Raw genomic sequence first — 14,606 nt, forward strand, 5'->3', positions numbered from 1 at the left:
CCCACCAAGGCCACCCATCCCTCCGGGCCGCCCGCTCGCTTCTCACCCGTGCTGGAGCGCCCTTTACTCGGATCGCGGAAGCACGACACTGACCAAGAAGCGGGCGGCCCCACGCCCACCCCACCAACACACCCCCGCCCCAGCCAACCCCCCAACCCCTTCCCCGCCTCAACCTGAAACGCCCCCCACGCACACCCCCTGACCCCCCGTCAGAAATAAGCCCCCACCTCCCGACAACCCACCCCCTCCCCACACGTCTCTGACAAGTGATCCGGTTCACCGATCCGATCCGATCCGATCCGATCCGGATCTCGAAGTCTTCCCAAGTGTCAGGAGTTCAGGTGGAGTTACGCGCGAGACCCGCGAAGCCAAGGCGTGCCGTCATGGCGGCCGGGGTCGCTTCCGCGGCCCTTCTGCTGGCCGGTGTGCCGGGTGGCGGGGTGGCCCAGGGGGTGAGCGGTGACGGTGTGGTCGAGGTGGCCGGCGTCGCCAAGGGCGGCAGTACCGGCAAGGCTGTGAAGACGGTGACGCTCGTCACCGGTGACAAGGTTCTGGTGGACGCCCTCGGCAAGGTCGCCGGCGTGGTGCGGGCCGAGGGGCGGGAACGCGTGGCGTTCTCTGTCCGGGTGGTCGACGGGCATACCCGGGTCGTGCCCGGGGATGCCGAACTGCTGTTGGCGCAGGGCAAGTTGGATGCCCGGCTGTTCGACGTCACTCAGCTCGTCGCCGATGGGTACGACGACGCCGGGCGTAGCGACGTACCGCTCATCGTCACCTTCAAGGGCAAGAAGGCGCCCTCCATGACCCCCTTCACCGGGGCCGGGGCCAAGATCGGGCGGGCCCTGCCCGTCGTCAACGGCAAGGCGATGCGCCCCGCCAAGAAGCGCGGCGCCGAGTTCTGGGACGCCGTGACCGGCAAGGCCCCGGAGTCAGCAGCCGAGTTCACCGCCTCCACCTCCGTCGAGAAGCTGTGGCTCGACGGGCGGCGCAAGGCCAGCCTCGACAAGAGCGTGCCGCAGATCGGTGCGCCGACTGCCTGGGCCGCCGGTTATGACGGCAGCGGGACCAAGATTGCCGTGCTCGACACCGGCATCGACACCACCCACCCCGACCTCGCCGGACAGGTGATCGCCGAGCAGGACTTCTCCAACTCCTCCGGTACCGGCGACAAGTTCGGCCACGGCACGCACGTGGCGTCCACCGCGGCCGGTACGGGTGCCAAGGCCGGGGGCAAGTACAAGGGCGTTGCCCCGGGTGCGAAGCTGCTCAACGGCAAGGTTCTGGACGACGACGGGTACGGGTCGGACTCCGGGATCATCGCCGGCATGGAGTGGGCGGTCGCCCAGGGCGCTGACGTCGTCAACCTCAGCCTCGGCGGCACGGACACCCCCGGTATCGACCCGATGGAGGAGGCGGTCAACCGGCTCTCCGCCGAGAGCGACTCGCTCTTCGTCATCGCGGCCGGCAACGAGGGCGAGTTCGGGGAGAAGACCGTCGGCTCGCCCGGCAGCGCCGACGCCGCGCTCACCGTCGGCGCGGTCGACGACGCCGACCAGCTCGCGGACTTCTCCAGCCGTGGCCCGCGCGTCGGTGACGGCGGGGTCAAGCCCGACCTGACCGCGCCCGGCGTCGCCATCACGGCCGCCGCGGCAGCCGGCAGCATCCTGGAGGAGGGGTACCCCTCCGACATACCCGGCTACCTCACCATCGAGGGCACCTCCATGGCGACCCCGCACGTCGCGGGCGCCGCCGCCCTCCTCGCCCAGCAGCATCCCGACTGGACCGGCGAGCGCATCAAGGCGGTCCTCACGGGCTCCGCCAAGCCGGGCTCGTACAGCTCATTCCAGCAGGGAACCGGCCGTACCGATCTGGTCCGGGCGTTGGAGCAGGGTGTCGTCACCGAGCAGCAGCCGCTCGACTTCGGTCTCCAGCAGTGGCCGCACGGCGACGACGCCCCGGCGACCAAGCAGGTGACGTACCGCAACCTCGGTACGGAGCCGGTCACCCTGGACCTGTCCGTCGACGCCCTCTCGGTGGACGGAAAGCCCGCCGCCGAGGGCATGTTCGCCGTGTCGCCCAAGCAACTCACCGTCCCTGCGGGCGGCGAGGCCAGCGCCTCCGTCACCGCCGACACCCGCGCCGGAACGGTTGACGGTTCCTTCGGCGGCTCCGTCGCCGCCGTCTCCGCTGACGGCAAGACCCAGGTGCGTACCGCTGTCGGCGTGGAGCGCGAGGTGGAGTCGTACGATCTGACGGTCAAGCACCTTGACGAGAACGGTGAGCCGATCGGCGACGCCGCCACCCAAGTCAGCGGTATCGGCAGCGACTTCTACGCCGACCTCGCAGACGAGCAGGACGGCGAGCTGACCGTACGGCTGCCCAAGGGCGTCTACACCCTGAGCGGGGTGATCCACCCGGCGTTCGAGTCCGCCACCCACGCCGTGCTGGTGCAGCCGATGATGAAGCTGGACGGGGACACCACCGTCACCGTCGACGCCCGGCAGGCGCGGCCGGTTGACATCACCGTGCCCGACGCGGCGGCCGAGAACACCGAGGCCACGGTCGTCTTCACCTACGACCGGGGTGAGGAACTGGGCGCGGGCAACCTCCAGTTCATGGTGCCGACCTTCCAGGGCACACGGTTTGGGCAGCTCGGATCCGATGAGTCCGCGGACGGCATGTCCGCAGTGTTCGCCGGTGACTGGACCCGTACCGACGACGCGGGCCGGCTCGTCACCTACCACCTGGCCTGGAACCGCGCCGGGCGCCTTGACGGCTTCGCCGCCGCCGTCGAGCGGGACCAGCTCGCCAAGGTCGACCTTCAGGTGGGCGTGCCCGTCGCCGGCAGGCGTGTCCAGGTCGAGGTGTCGCCCCACGCACCGGACGGCAGCCTGATCTTCACCTACAACGACATGCGCGGCGAACTGCCGCTGAGCACCACCGAGTACGTCCTCGCAGGCGACGTCAAGTGGTCTTTCCGCACCTGGCAGACCAGCGGCGAGGGCCGCGACACGGTCTGGGAGAACTTCCTGATGCGGATGCCCAGGACCTGGGAGGCCGGACGCAACTACACCGAGCGGTTCAACGTCGGTGTCTTCGGGCCTGTTCTGCCCGCCGCCGGTGACGCCGGACCGGAACAGGGATTCCCCGGAGTCATGCGGTCCGGCAACGTCATCCGGGCCTACACGCCGCTGTTCGGCGACGGCTCCGGGCACTGGGGCCTCAGCGACTACACCTCGGTGACGAGCTCGCTCCAGGCCGACGGCAAGGAGATCCCCGACGACTACGGCTACTCGCCGATCGACCTCACCGAGTACACCGTTCCGGCCGACGACAGCGCGTACAAGCTGACCGTGGATGCGTCGCGTGACCCCGCGGTGTACCCGGTCAGCACCCGCGTCCGTACGGAGTGGACCTTCCGGTCCGCCACCACCGCCGAGGACGACTCGACCGAGCTCCCGCTGTCGGTGGTCCGCTTCTCGCCCCAACTGAGCCTGTCCAGCACGGCGAAGGCGGGTCAGTGGTTCAAGGTGCCGTTCACCGTCGAGGGTGCGGCGGCCGGACAGCGGCCCAAGAAGCTGGCCTTCGAGGTGTCGTACGACGACGGTGTCACCTGGCAGCACGCCAAGGCCGTCGGCGGTAAGCACCTGGTGCTGAAGCACCCGGCCGGGGCGGGCTCCGTCTCGCTGCGGGCCAAGCTGACCGACCGGGCCGGCAACACGCTGGTCCAGACGATCGAGCGGGCCTACCTCACCACCCAGTAATTCCCAGGTAGTTGGCGTACCTCCCGGCCCGGACAGGCCCTATGGCCGTATGCCGTATGCCGTATGCCGTACGGCCCTACTGTCCGGGCCGGGAGTCCGTCGCCGGCCGGTGGATCACCCGTCGGTGGTCGGGAAACTCGGCGGCTTCCGGATCGAGCAGCTTGGTCATCACCTGCAGCGCCCGGGCGAGGGTCTCGCCGAGCGGCGGGCCGGCCGGGTCGTCGGGCTGAAGGGCCCAGTCCTCCACCGTGATGCGCAGGGCGGCGTTCAGCATGCCCGCCTCCAGGCGGATCGCGAGGTCGTGTTCGGAGCGGTCGGTGCCGTCGGCGATCACGCGGGCGAAGACGGCCTCGGCGTCGAAGTGGGTCTCCAGCCAGACGGCACGCAGTCCGGGCTCGTCACGGGTCAGGCGTACGAGATCCCGTAGTGCACCCACGTGTTGGGTGGCGACCAGACCCGGGTCGGCCGCGTTCGCGAACGTCTCGGCGGGTGAACTGCCCTTGTGCCAGTAGGCCCGCAGACGCTCGGTCATCAGGTCCATGCCTGCCGTGAGGAGGGGGCGCGCGCACTCCTCCTTGGAGCGGAAGTAGCGCCAGAGCGTGCGGGTGGAGATCCCGGCGGCCGAGGCGATGTCCTCCGCGGTGGTCGCCGCCACGCCTTGGGTGACGAAGAGCCGTACCGCCTCGTCGGCGATCTCCATGCGTGTCGCCTGGCGGCGCCGCTCCGTCAGAGGAGGTCGCCCCATGCGGCTACCGGCCTGTCCGCCCATTCACCCCTCCTTGACATAGATATGCCAATCTTAGTTCATGTCGCACTGAGACTTTGTGGCACGGCGTGACAGGTGGTGCTACGGTGACCGCGCGCTGGTCCCTCATGTACACGCCAGACCGGTCACGAATGAGCTTGCCCCCACAGTCCGGCCCTCGTGAGCCGGCGGCCACGACGGGCCCTCCCGACGGGAGTCTCATGCCCGACAAGGTTTCCCACCAGGCCCTTTCCGCGCGGTCCGCGTCCCCCCACGCCGCGTCCCCCCACCCCGCGTCCGGCATCAGCCGTCGTCGGGCGCTCGGCGCGGCGGCCCTCGGTGCGGCCGCACTCGGCGGGGCCGTGGCCGGCACCGGCAGAGCGTCGGCCGCGGTCTCCTCGACCTCGGTGACCGCCGCCGTCACCGAGCGGCGCGTCAGGGCCGTGGTCGTGGGTACCGGCTTCGGCGGCGGCGTGACCGCGCTGCGGCTGGCGCAGGCCGGAGTCTCCACCCTGGTCCTGGAGCGCGGCCGGCGCTGGCGCACCGGCCCGAACGCCACCACGTTCTGCCGCTTCGCGAACATGGACAACCGCTCCGCCTGGCTGACCGACCACGCCATCGTCGGCGGCGGCAACCAGACCTGGGACCCCTACACCGGCGTACTCGAACCCGTCGTGGGCAACGGCATGACCGCCATGGTCGGCGCGGCGGTCGGCGGCGGCTCGATCATGTACCACGGCATGACCCTGCAGCCGACGAAGGCCAACTTCGCCAAGTCGATACCGGTGGCGGCCGGCCTCTACGACGACCTCAACCTGTGGGCGTACCCGACCGTCGCCCGGATGCTGGGCATCTCCACCATCCCCTACGACATCCTGGCCTCGGACGCGTACAAGTCGTCCCGTCTCTTCCAGGAGGTCGCGCCCCAGGCGGGTCTGACGCCGTTCAAGGTGCCGCTGCCCGTCGACTGGAGCTTCGTCCGGGGCGAGTTGACGGGTCAGTACGAGCCGACGTACTCCACCAGCGACATCGCCTTCGGCGTCAACAACGGCGGCAAGCACTCCATCGACGTCACCTACCTCGCCCAGGCGGAGTCCACCGGGCTGGTCGAGGTGGCGCCCCTGCACGTCGTGCGCGACCTCGCGATGGACGCCAGCAAGCGCTGGGTGCTGTCCGTCGACCGCATCGACACCAGCGGCACCGTCCAGGAGCAGATCCGCATCACCGCCGACGCCGTGTTCCTCAACGCCGGCTCCCCGGGCACCACCCGCCTCCTCGTCAAGTCCCGCGCCAAGAACCTGATCCCCGACCTGCCCGACGCCATCGGCACCGGGTGGGGCAACAACGGCGACCGGATCTGGGCCTGGATCAACCCGACGGCCGGCGACGCCGGAACCCAGCAGGGCGGCCCCGCCTGCATCGGCGGCACCGACGACACGAGCTCCATCCCGCTCACCGTCATCCACGCCGGCTCGCCCATCCAGAGCTCCGCCTACACCGCGCTGACCGTCGTTGGCTTCGGCATCGTCGAGGGCGCGGGCACCTGGGCCTACGACGCCGACACCGACGACGCCGTCCTGACCTGGCCCGCCGCCGCGGAGGCCGAACTGCAGGCGCAGATCGCGACCCGGATGCAGGCCATCGCGGCAGCGGGCGGCGGCATGATGATCGACACCAACGCGAGCTCCGCCTCCACCTGGCACGCCCTCGGCGGCGTCCCCATGGGCGAGGCCGTCGACCTCACCGGCCGCGTCCTGGGCCACAAGGGCCTCTACGTCCTCGACGGCGCCCGCATCCCCGGCTCCACCGGCGCCTGCAACCCCTCCATGACCATCGCAGCCCTCGCCGAACACAGCATGCAGACCATCGTCCGCAAGGACGTCGGCCGCGTTTTCTAAGGCAGGAGATGTCATGCACCTCACATTCAGGCGGGCGGCACGAGTCCGCCCGCACCTCTTAGCGGCAGCCGCACTCACCGTCCTCCCGCTCCTCCTCGGGGCCTCCTCCGCGGTCGCCGCGGAGGCCGGACCGGCCGCCCACGCGGCGGCGAGCCCGACTGTCACCGGCCCGGTGACGGGCGGCAACGGTGCCGTCGTGATGCCGGGAACAACGACGTTCGACCTCGCCACCGTTGGATACACCCAGTCCGAGTTCTTCCTCTCCGGGAACGCCGAGTCCTACGTACCGGCCGCACCCCTCGACTCCGACGGGCAGTGGCAGGTGACGCCGGCGACCATCGCGCCGTACACCACCCGGGTCGTCGTCAACCGGCCCGCCGATGCGGCCGAGTTCAACGGAACCGTCGTAGTGGAATGGCTGAACGTCAGCGGCGGAGTCGACGCGGCCCCGGAGTGGATCTACGCCCACAACGAGCTGATCCGCGAGGGCTACGCCTGGGTCGGTGTCTCCGCCCAGGCCACCGGAGTCGCCGCCACCGAGACGGCCGACCCGGTGCGCTACGCGGACCTGTCCCACCCCGGTGACAGCTACTCGTACGACATCTTCAGCCAGGCAGGACAGGCCGTACGGGACTCCGCCGCCACGCTCCTCGACGGGCTCCGCCCGCGCACGGTGCTCGCCAACGGCGAGTCGCAGTCGGCGTTCCGGCTCACCACGTACATCAACGCGATCCAGCCCCTGGTGGGCGTGTACGACGGGTTCCTCGTGCACAGCCGCCGGGACATCGGGGCGCCTCTGTCGCAGGCTCCGCAGGAGGACGTGCCGACTCCGGCGGTCGTCCGTTTCCGCACCGACCTGGACGAACCGGTGCTCACCGTGCAGACCGAGACCGACCTGATCGCGCTCGGTTCGCTGGCCGCCCGGCAGGACGACACCTCGCGCCTGCGGCTCTGGGAGGTGGCCGGCACCTCGCACGCCGACGCCTACATCGGCCTCGGCGCGCGTGACGACGGCAGCGGCGCGGTGGGCCTCGCGGGTCTCAACGCCATGCTCACTCCGCCGACCAGGACCGGCTGCGGCTCGCCGATCAACACCGGGCAGGCGCACTACGTCCTGGACACCGCCGAGTTCGCCCTGAACCGTTGGGTGACCACCGGTATCCCGCCGGCCAGGGCGCCCCGCCTCCAGGTGGACACCTCCGGCTCCGCACCCGCCTTCGTCCTCGACGCCAACGGCAATGTCGCCGGCGGCATCCGCACCCCGTCGGTCGACGCACCCCTCGCCACGCTGTCCGGTCTCGGGCAGTCGGGGGCGTCGTTCTGCTTCCTGTTCGGCACGACCACCCCGTTCAGCGCCGAGCAGTTGACGGCCCTGTACCCCACCCACGCCACCTTCGTCACGAAGTGGGCACTGGCCACCACCCGGGCGGTGAACGCGGGCTTCATCCGCCCCGCCGACGCCGCCGAACTCGTCGGCGCGGCCGTCCAGTCGGACATCGGCGGCTGACAGGCGCGCCGAATATCCTCGGCGCCGTGATGAGTGGCCTGGTCAAGCAGTTGCGCGTCTCCCTCCTGGTCGTGCTCGGACTGAGCGCCTTCGGCCTGGCGGGGGACGTCGTCGACGGAGTCCGGTCGGGGAACCTCCTGCCGGCTCTGGGCGACTCGGCCCTGACCATCGTCCTCATCTGCGCCCTCGTGGCGATCGTGCACACCGCCGTCTACGGTGCCGCACACATCGGTCGCCCCGAGGGCGCGGAAGCGCGGGGAGTCAGGGCCGGACTGCTGTCCCTCCTGCTCCTCGACCTGGGCATCGCCTGGCCCCTGTGGACCACGACCGCGGACCACTCGGGCGCGCTGTACGCGGCGGGGTGCGCAGGAGTGGCCCTGCTGCCCCCGCTCACCAGCGTCGTGGCATGGGGTTGGTCGAGGCTGCGGGGACTTGGGTCGGACGTCGCGCGGAACAGGGCCCTGTTCTTCGGGATCCTGGCCGTGCTTCCGCAGGCGCTGGCGGCCGGGGTTCTCGTCCTGGCGGTATGACGGCACACAACTGGAGGCCCGGGTCCCCGTGACCCGGGCCTTCTCCTATGCGCCCGTCGGCACCCGCCCGAGCAGGTCGGCGACGGCTTCCGGCTCGGTGATCATCAGGTCGTGGCCGGTGTCGATGTCCCACAGGCGGCCGGCCGCGCGGGCGGGCTCCAGGTCGGCCGGGGCGCGGTAGGGGAGGGTCGACGTGCACACGATCTGGGTTTGCGGGATCTTGCGCACGCTCGGCTCGTTCTCCAGGCGCAGTGGCTGGGTGAAGCACTTCCAGGGGTGGGGGGTGATCTTCGACTCCAGCCAGGCGATGTCGTCCGGGTCGGTCACGCCGTAGTACGGCATGGGGCCTTCGCCGGGGAAGTTGACGAGTTCCACACCGTCGATCACCCGGCCCAACGCGCGGGAGGCCGTCATGAGTTCCGGCGCGAGGTCGGCGAGGGACTGGCCGTTCGCGGGGGTGGCGGCGTCCAGGTAGACGAGGTGGCCGACGCGGTCCAGGGCGCGGTCGGCGACGCCGGTGATGACCATGCCGCCGTAGCTGTGGCCGACGAGGATCACGTCGTGCAGGTCCTCGTAGCGCAGGACCTGGACGATGTCGGTGATGTGGGTGTCGAGGTCGATGTCGGGCCCGAGCAGATGCGCGCGCTCGCCGAGTCCGGTCAGGGTCGGGGCGTACACCTCGTGGCCGGCCGTGCGCAGGAGGCGGGCGACGCGCTGGTAGCACCAGCCGCCGTGACTGCCGCCGTGGACGAGGACGAATGTGGCCATGGGAGCCTCTCCTGTCCGACAACTGGATCCGACAACTGTTGGATATCCATCAGGTGTTGGAAAGGATACTGTCGGGGCATGCCTGCGCAACCCCCCGACCGACGTGTTCTCCGTTCCCGCGCCGCCCTCGAAGCCGCACTGCGCGAGCTGGTCACCGAGCGGGAGCTGAGGCAGATCTCGGTCGCCGACCTCACCAAGCGGGCCGGCGTCAACCGTTCGACGTTCTACGAGCACTACGTGGACGTCCATGACCTGGCCGTTGCCGCGTGCACGGCGACCTACGACCGGCTGGTGGCCGTCGCGCCGATCCCGCGTGGGCCGCGCGAACCCGACGGCGAGCCGCTGGCCAACCCCATGCCCAGACTGTTCGCCCACGTCGCCGAGCACGCACCCCTCTACCGGGCCCTGCTCTGCGACGAGGGCAGCGCACGGATGATCAACCACCTCCTCCACCGCATCGCCCTGGCCGCCCGCATCAGCCGCGGCCTGCCCGGCGAGACCCCGCACGACCCGGTCGCCGCCTTCCTGGCGGGCGCCGTCCTCGGCACGATCATCGACTGGCTACGCCACGACTGTCCCGGCACACCGGAGGAGATCGGCGCCGCGATATGGCCGTACGCCCTTGCCTGCGCGGAGGTCTCGCACGGTCCGGCTGGGAGTGTGTGACCGGCTCGCGCGAAGCTCGGCCTTCTGCTGTCGCCAGTCGACTGTCGACGTAATGGGGCTCACAGCTCAGTCTCAGGGGACTGTTACGGTCGAGGTGTCGACACCTTATGAGGATTGATGGAGCATCGGCGTCGAGGAGCGCGCAGGGATGCGTGCCGCCAATCCCCTCAGGAGTTGTCATGAGCGCGACTTCCCCCGGTATCGGCAGAAGGACCCTTCTCGCCTTCCTCGCCCTCCCGGGCGCGACCGCCCTCCTGCGACCGACCCGCGCCGCAGCCGCGACCGCCACGGCGGCCGCTACGGCCACCGCCACGGTCGCGGGCCAGGAGCTGACCGGGATCGCCGCCAACCCTTCCTTCGTCTTCGCCACCGACCTCGCCGGAACGGTGGGCTCGGGAGAGGCCTCGCCCCTCAACACCGCCTACTGGCTGGGGACATACGAGGTCACCAACGCCCAGTACCTGGAGTTTGTCACCGACTCCGGCCAGGAAGCTCCCCCCTACTGGGACGGCGGCACGTACCCCGACGGCAAGGCCGACCACCCCGTACTGACGGTCTCCCTGGACTCCGCCACCGCCTACTGCGCCTGGCTCAACGCGCAGGCGGACGCGGATGGTTGGACCTTCCGGCTGCCCACCGAGGCCGAATGGGAGAACGCCGCCTCCGGCCCCGACGCCCTCACCTACCCCTGGGGGAACGCGGCCGGAACCACGTACTCCGACCTCGTCCTGACCAGCAACTACAACTACATGGCGGTATGCGCCGCCTACGAACTCGCCGAGCACGGCGACGAGTTGGCCACCTACACCGCCACCGCCTCCGACCTGTACGGACAGAGCTTCCCGATCTCCGAGATCCTCTCCATCGGCAGCACCGGAACCGTGGCCGGCTGGAACGTCACCGCGAGCCGCACCGGCTTCATCTACACCGACGTCTACGACGCCCTCACCGATGTCGGCGGCTACACCACCCCCGTCACCACCTACTCCGGCGGGGCCAGCGCGGACGGCGTCCTGGACCTGTGCGGCAACTGCTGGGAGTGGACCACCTCCGTCATCACCGCCACCCACGGCGGCGAGATGGGAACACAGGTCAACGCCATCCGCGGCGGCTCCTGGTACGCCAACCTCAACAGCTGCACCGCCATCTACCGAGGTGAGGGCCGCGACCCCTCGGGGCGCTATTCGACCGTCGGCTTCCGGGTCGCGGCGACGGGTCAGGCGGCGGGGTGACGAGGGTGTGCCCATCTGGTACATGGACCACTCGTGGTACATGAACTACTCTTAGTACATGTCCATGAAGCGCACGAACGTCTATGCCGACCCCGAGGACCTGGCGATCATCAAGGAGGCCGCCAAGCGCCGCGGGATAAGCGAGGCCGAGATCATCCGCCAGGGGATTCACCTCGCGGCCATGGCGAACCGCGTCTGGGACGAACCGCTGTTCTCGCGCACCTTCGAGGGGGCGGGGCGTACTCCGTCCAAGGCCGAGGTCCGTGACACAGTCGCCGACGCGGTCCGCCGTGAGGCCGACTCCGAGCCCGAGCCTGGAACCACCGCGTGATCATCGTCATCGCCGACACATCCGGCCTCTTGGCGGCCCTGGACTCCGCTCACCCGGAGCAGGCGGCGGCCAACGAGGCGATCATGGCGGCCGGGCTCCTTGTCATGTCGCCGCTGCTGCTGGCGGAGCTGGACCACGTCGCCACGCGCGAACTCGGGCGTGCGGCCGCCCTCAGCGCGGTCGACGATCTCCGGCGCTGGATGAGCCGGGGCCGCGTCGTCATGCCGGAGATCACCGAGGACCACCTGACCGCCGCCCAGTCGGTCCGCGCCCGCTACAACGCGCTGGACCTCGATCTGGCCGACGCCGTGAACGTGGCGCTGGCCGCCGACTACGACACCGACGCGATCCTCACCCTCGACCGGCGCGACTTCCGGGCCGTACGCCCGTTGAGCCGGCACAAGGCATTCAGGGTCCTGCCCGACGACCTGCCGCTCTGACGGGAGCATCCCGGTTCTGAAGCCGGGTTCGGCAGAACCATGTGGTCCGTCGTGCCTTGGTGGGAGCATGGTTGTCTGATTCTGCGTGGGGGGCATCAGATGGGCCGGACGGGGCGTTGGTTGCTGGTCGTCGTAGGGACGTTGGCGGTTTTCGCGGTGTGCGTGGTGTTGGGGGATCTGCTGCTTCCGTGGGACCAGGCGACGCGCATCGGGACGGGCGCGGGAGCCGGTGCCGTCATCGCCGGGGTGCTGGGGACCTGGGCGTCCTCCCTGATCGGTTCCTCGGCTCCGCCCGCTGGGGCGACAGCGGGTGGCCCAACGGCGTCTGGTGAGCGGGCGGTTGCCACACAGGACAATTCCGGGATCATCATCACCGGGGACAACGGCACCGTTCAGCGATGACGAACGCGCAGACACCGCCCGCCTCGGGAGGCCGCTCCGCTGCGGCCGGCCACAGCTCTGGAGTGATCGCCACAGGGGATCAGGCCCGCATCGAGCAACGGACTCTGGTCCTGCCTCCCGATGCACTCCAGGCAGCCGTTTCGGCCGAGGAGATCGGGCGACTGAACAACCTTCCCGCCCCCGACCATCGTGTCTTCAAGGGCCGGGACGAGGCACTCGCCACCCTGGATGCGCTGCCGTCGACGGGGACGGGCATCGTGGCGCAGAGTGTGCGGGGCATGGGTGGCGTCGGCAAGAGCACGCTGGTTCTGCATCACGCCCACGGCTATCTGGCGGCCGGACACGGGCCGGTTTGGTGGATCGAGGCATCGGCTGAAGCGGGGGTCATAGCCGGATTGGCCTCCTTGGCCACGGCTCTCAATCCGGTGCATGCGACGCTGCCGTTGGACGATGCCGCCGTGTGGGCCGTGAGCTGGTTGCAGGGCCGCACTGGATGGCTCCTCGTCTTCGACAACGCGGACGATCCAACAGACTTGGGCCCCTATCTGGGCCGGTTGAGCACCGGGCAGGTCCTGGTCACGACCCGGCGCGACCTTCCCTGGCGGGACCTTGGCACGCCGTTGCGCCTGGACACCCTGGCCCCTGAGGCGTCGTTGGCGGTCCTTCAGGCGATCACTGAACGTCACGGTGAGAGCGAGGCCGGCTTGTTGGCCGACCTGGCTGAGGAACTCGGGCATCTGCCGCTGGCTTTGCAGCAGGCTGGGGCCTACCTCGCACAGACTCGGACCAGCGCTGACGCCTATCTCAGGCAGTTGCGCGCGGACCCTGCCGGAGTGCTGGCCACTGCTGCGCCGGGTGACCCCCAGCAGCGGACCATCGCTCAGTTGTGGAGTGTCAGTCTCAATGCCGTGCATGATGCCGACCCCCACGCGGTGGAACTCCTGCGGGTCTTGGCCCACTTCGCGCCGGACCCGCTGCCGCGCCACGTCCTGGGCACGGCGTTGCCGACCACTCAAGCCGTCGACCATGCCTTGGGCACGCTTGCGGCTTACAGCATGGTCGCCCTCACCGATAGCGCCGTCACTGTCCACCGCCTTGTACAAACCGTCGTACGCACCGCCACGCCGGCCCACGTTCCGCCTCCCGACCCCAGAGGGGTCAGGCGCCTGCTGCGCCGAAACCCGCCTAAGGCTCCGCCACACCCCAGCCAGACCGCTCTGACGCTCCTCCATGCGGCCATGCCCCCCGACAGCCCCGAAGACGTGGTGTCCTGGCCGGAGTGGCAAAGACTGCTGCCCCACGTCCAGGCCGCGGGCAACCATCAGCTCGCCACCAGTGATGTCGCCGAACTTGCTGCCTTGCTGGGGCAAGCTGCCTTCTACCTCTGGGCCCGAGGCCAGGCAGATCAGGCGCTGCCGCTGGAGGAGCGGGCATTGCAGATCACTGAGGCCGCATTGGGCCCCGACCAGCCCGACACCGCCATGCGCCTGAACAACCTCGCCCTGACCTTCAGTGCCCTGGGGCGGTATGTCGAGGCCCTGCCGCTGGCGGAGCGGGCGTTGCAGATCACTGAGGCCGCATTGGGCCCCGACCACCCCGACACTGCCCTGCGTCTGGGCAACCTAGCATCGACCTTCGGCGCCCTGGGGCGGCACGCCGAGGCCCTGCCGTTGAAGGAGCGAGCGTTGCAGATCACTGAGGCCGCATTGGGCCCCGACCACCCCGACACTGCCCTGCGTCTGGGCAACCTAGCATCGACCTTCGGCGCCCTGGGGCGGCACGCCGAGGCCCTGCCGTTGAAGGAGCGGGCGTTGCAGATCGCCGAGGCCGCATTGGGCCCCGACCACCCCGACACTGCCCTGCGTCTGGGCAACCTCGCAGTAACTTTCAGCGATCTAGGCCGGTACGCCGAGGCCTTGCCGCTGGCGGAGCGGGCGTTGCAGATCTCTGAGGCCGCACTGGGCCCCGACCACCCCGACACCGCCTTGCGCCTGGGCAACCTCGCCCAGACCTTCAGCGATCTCGGGCGGCGCGCCGAGGCCTTGCCGCTGGCGGAGCGGGCGTTGCAGATCTCTGAGGCCGCACTGGGCCCCGACCACCCCAGCACCGCCCTGCGCGTGAACAACCTCGCAACGACCTTCAGCGCCCTGGGGCGGTACACCGAGGCCTTGCCGCTGGCAGAGCGGGCACTGCAGATCGCGGAAGCCACACTCGGCCCCGACCACCCCGACACCGAGCTATACCGGAGCAACCTCGCCAGCCTCCACCAGGAGCTGACTGACGGCACGAGCGAGCCAACGCCGTAGCCGTACCAGTATCCAGC

Annotated in this window: 11 protein-coding genes; 9 read left to right on the forward strand and 2 right to left on the reverse strand. The window is 70.1% G+C overall.

Features of this window, described 5'->3' with window-relative positions:
• Positions 1–383 precede the first annotated feature (383 nt).
• Positions 384–3,764, forward strand: a complete 3,381-nt coding sequence (locus tag AC5DRG_RS27950; RefSeq protein WP_491802196.1) for a S8 family peptidase — start codon at positions 384–386, stop codon at positions 3,762–3,764.
• Between the two features lie 76 nt (positions 3,765–3,840).
• On the opposite strand, the gene AC5DRG_RS27955 is transcribed toward AC5DRG_RS27950, so the two are convergent.
• Positions 3,841–4,509, reverse strand: coding sequence for a TetR/AcrR family transcriptional regulator (locus tag AC5DRG_RS27955; protein WP_491802197.1), 669 nt, complete (start codon positions 4,507–4,509; stop codon positions 3,841–3,843).
• A 221-nt stretch (positions 4,510–4,730) separates the two neighbouring features.
• On the opposite strand from AC5DRG_RS27955, the gene AC5DRG_RS27960 reads away from it, so the two are divergent.
• From AC5DRG_RS27960 to AC5DRG_RS27970, 3 genes are read left to right on the forward strand one after another with little or no spacing between them, the layout of a single operon-like run.
• Positions 4,731–6,407 carry a GMC oxidoreductase gene (locus tag AC5DRG_RS27960; RefSeq protein WP_491802198.1) on the forward strand — a complete coding sequence of 559 codons (1,677 nt, stop codon included), beginning with the start codon at positions 4,731–4,733 and terminating at the stop codon, positions 6,405–6,407.
• A 13-nt stretch (positions 6,408–6,420) separates the two neighbouring features.
• The gene (locus tag AC5DRG_RS27965) at positions 6,421–7,914 is read left to right on the forward strand and encodes an alpha/beta hydrolase domain-containing protein (protein ID WP_491802199.1); all 1,494 of its coding nucleotides are present in this window, start codon (positions 6,421–6,423) and stop codon (positions 7,912–7,914) included.
• A 29-nt stretch (positions 7,915–7,943) separates the two neighbouring features.
• Positions 7,944–8,444 (forward strand): hypothetical protein, encoded by a 501-nt coding sequence (locus tag AC5DRG_RS27970; RefSeq protein WP_491802200.1) that lies wholly within the window; start codon positions 7,944–7,946, stop codon positions 8,442–8,444.
• Positions 8,445–8,489: 45 nt separating this feature from the next.
• Here the strand turns inward: AC5DRG_RS27970 and AC5DRG_RS27975 are convergent, their stop codons facing one another.
• Positions 8,490–9,212, reverse strand: a complete 723-nt coding sequence (locus tag AC5DRG_RS27975; protein ID WP_491802201.1) for an alpha/beta fold hydrolase — start codon at positions 9,210–9,212, stop codon at positions 8,490–8,492.
• A 78-nt stretch (positions 9,213–9,290) separates the two neighbouring features.
• Here AC5DRG_RS27975 and AC5DRG_RS27980 point away from each other — a divergent pair, with 78 nt between their 5' ends.
• From AC5DRG_RS27980 to fxsT, 5 genes are all read left to right on the forward strand, one after another.
• Complete coding sequence (locus AC5DRG_RS27980) at positions 9,291–9,878, forward strand: TetR/AcrR family transcriptional regulator (protein ID WP_491802202.1); 588 nt, start codon at positions 9,291–9,293, stop codon at positions 9,876–9,878.
• A 179-nt stretch (positions 9,879–10,057) separates the two neighbouring features.
• Positions 10,058–11,110, forward strand: coding sequence for a formylglycine-generating enzyme family protein (locus AC5DRG_RS27985; protein WP_491802203.1), 1,053 nt, complete (start codon positions 10,058–10,060; stop codon positions 11,108–11,110).
• Positions 11,111–11,168: 58 nt separating this feature from the next.
• The gene (locus AC5DRG_RS27990) at positions 11,169–11,441 is read left to right on the forward strand and encodes a ribbon-helix-helix domain-containing protein (RefSeq protein WP_491802204.1); all 273 of its coding nucleotides are present in this window, start codon (positions 11,169–11,171) and stop codon (positions 11,439–11,441) included.
• Positions 11,438–11,881 (forward strand): PIN domain-containing protein, encoded by a 444-nt coding sequence (locus tag AC5DRG_RS27995; protein ID WP_491802205.1) that lies wholly within the window; start codon positions 11,438–11,440, stop codon positions 11,879–11,881. The genes AC5DRG_RS27990 and AC5DRG_RS27995 overlap by 4 nt, the downstream gene beginning before the upstream one ends.
• Positions 11,882–12,279: 398 nt before the next feature.
• The gene (gene fxsT / locus AC5DRG_RS28000) at positions 12,280–14,589 is read left to right on the forward strand and encodes an FxSxx-COOH system tetratricopeptide repeat protein (protein WP_491802206.1); all 2,310 of its coding nucleotides are present in this window, start codon (positions 12,280–12,282) and stop codon (positions 14,587–14,589) included.
• Positions 14,590–14,606: the final 17 nt, after the last annotated feature.

It is taken from the genome of Streptomyces sp. JLBG701 (assembly GCF_058544905.1).

Excerpts from the sequence above, each read along its gene's own strand:
- AC5DRG_RS27980 (WP_491802202.1), top strand. The coding sequence starts at position 9,291 with ATGCCTGCGCAACCCCCCGACCGACGTGTTCTCCGTTCCCGCGCCGCC.
- AC5DRG_RS27990 (WP_491802204.1), top strand. The coding sequence starts at position 11,169 with ATGTCCATGAAGCGCACGAACGTCTATGCCGACCCCGAGGACCTGGCG.
- AC5DRG_RS27985 (WP_491802203.1), top strand. The coding sequence starts at position 10,058 with ATGAGCGCGACTTCCCCCGGTATCGGCAGAAGGACCCTTCTCGCCTTC.
- AC5DRG_RS27955 (WP_491802197.1), bottom strand. The coding sequence starts at position 4,509 with ATGGGGCGACCTCCTCTGACGGAGCGGCGCCGCCAGGCGACACGCATG.
- AC5DRG_RS27960 (WP_491802198.1), top strand. The coding sequence starts at position 4,731 with ATGCCCGACAAGGTTTCCCACCAGGCCCTTTCCGCGCGGTCCGCGTCC.
- AC5DRG_RS27970 (WP_491802200.1), top strand. The coding sequence starts at position 7,944 with ATGAGTGGCCTGGTCAAGCAGTTGCGCGTCTCCCTCCTGGTCGTGCTC.
- AC5DRG_RS27965 (WP_491802199.1), top strand. The coding sequence starts at position 6,421 with ATGCACCTCACATTCAGGCGGGCGGCACGAGTCCGCCCGCACCTCTTA.
- AC5DRG_RS27950 (WP_491802196.1), top strand. The coding sequence starts at position 384 with ATGGCGGCCGGGGTCGCTTCCGCGGCCCTTCTGCTGGCCGGTGTGCCG.
- fxsT (WP_491802206.1), top strand. The coding sequence starts at position 12,280 with ATGACGAACGCGCAGACACCGCCCGCCTCGGGAGGCCGCTCCGCTGCG.
- AC5DRG_RS27975 (WP_491802201.1), bottom strand. The coding sequence starts at position 9,212 with ATGGCCACATTCGTCCTCGTCCACGGCGGCAGTCACGGCGGCTGGTGC.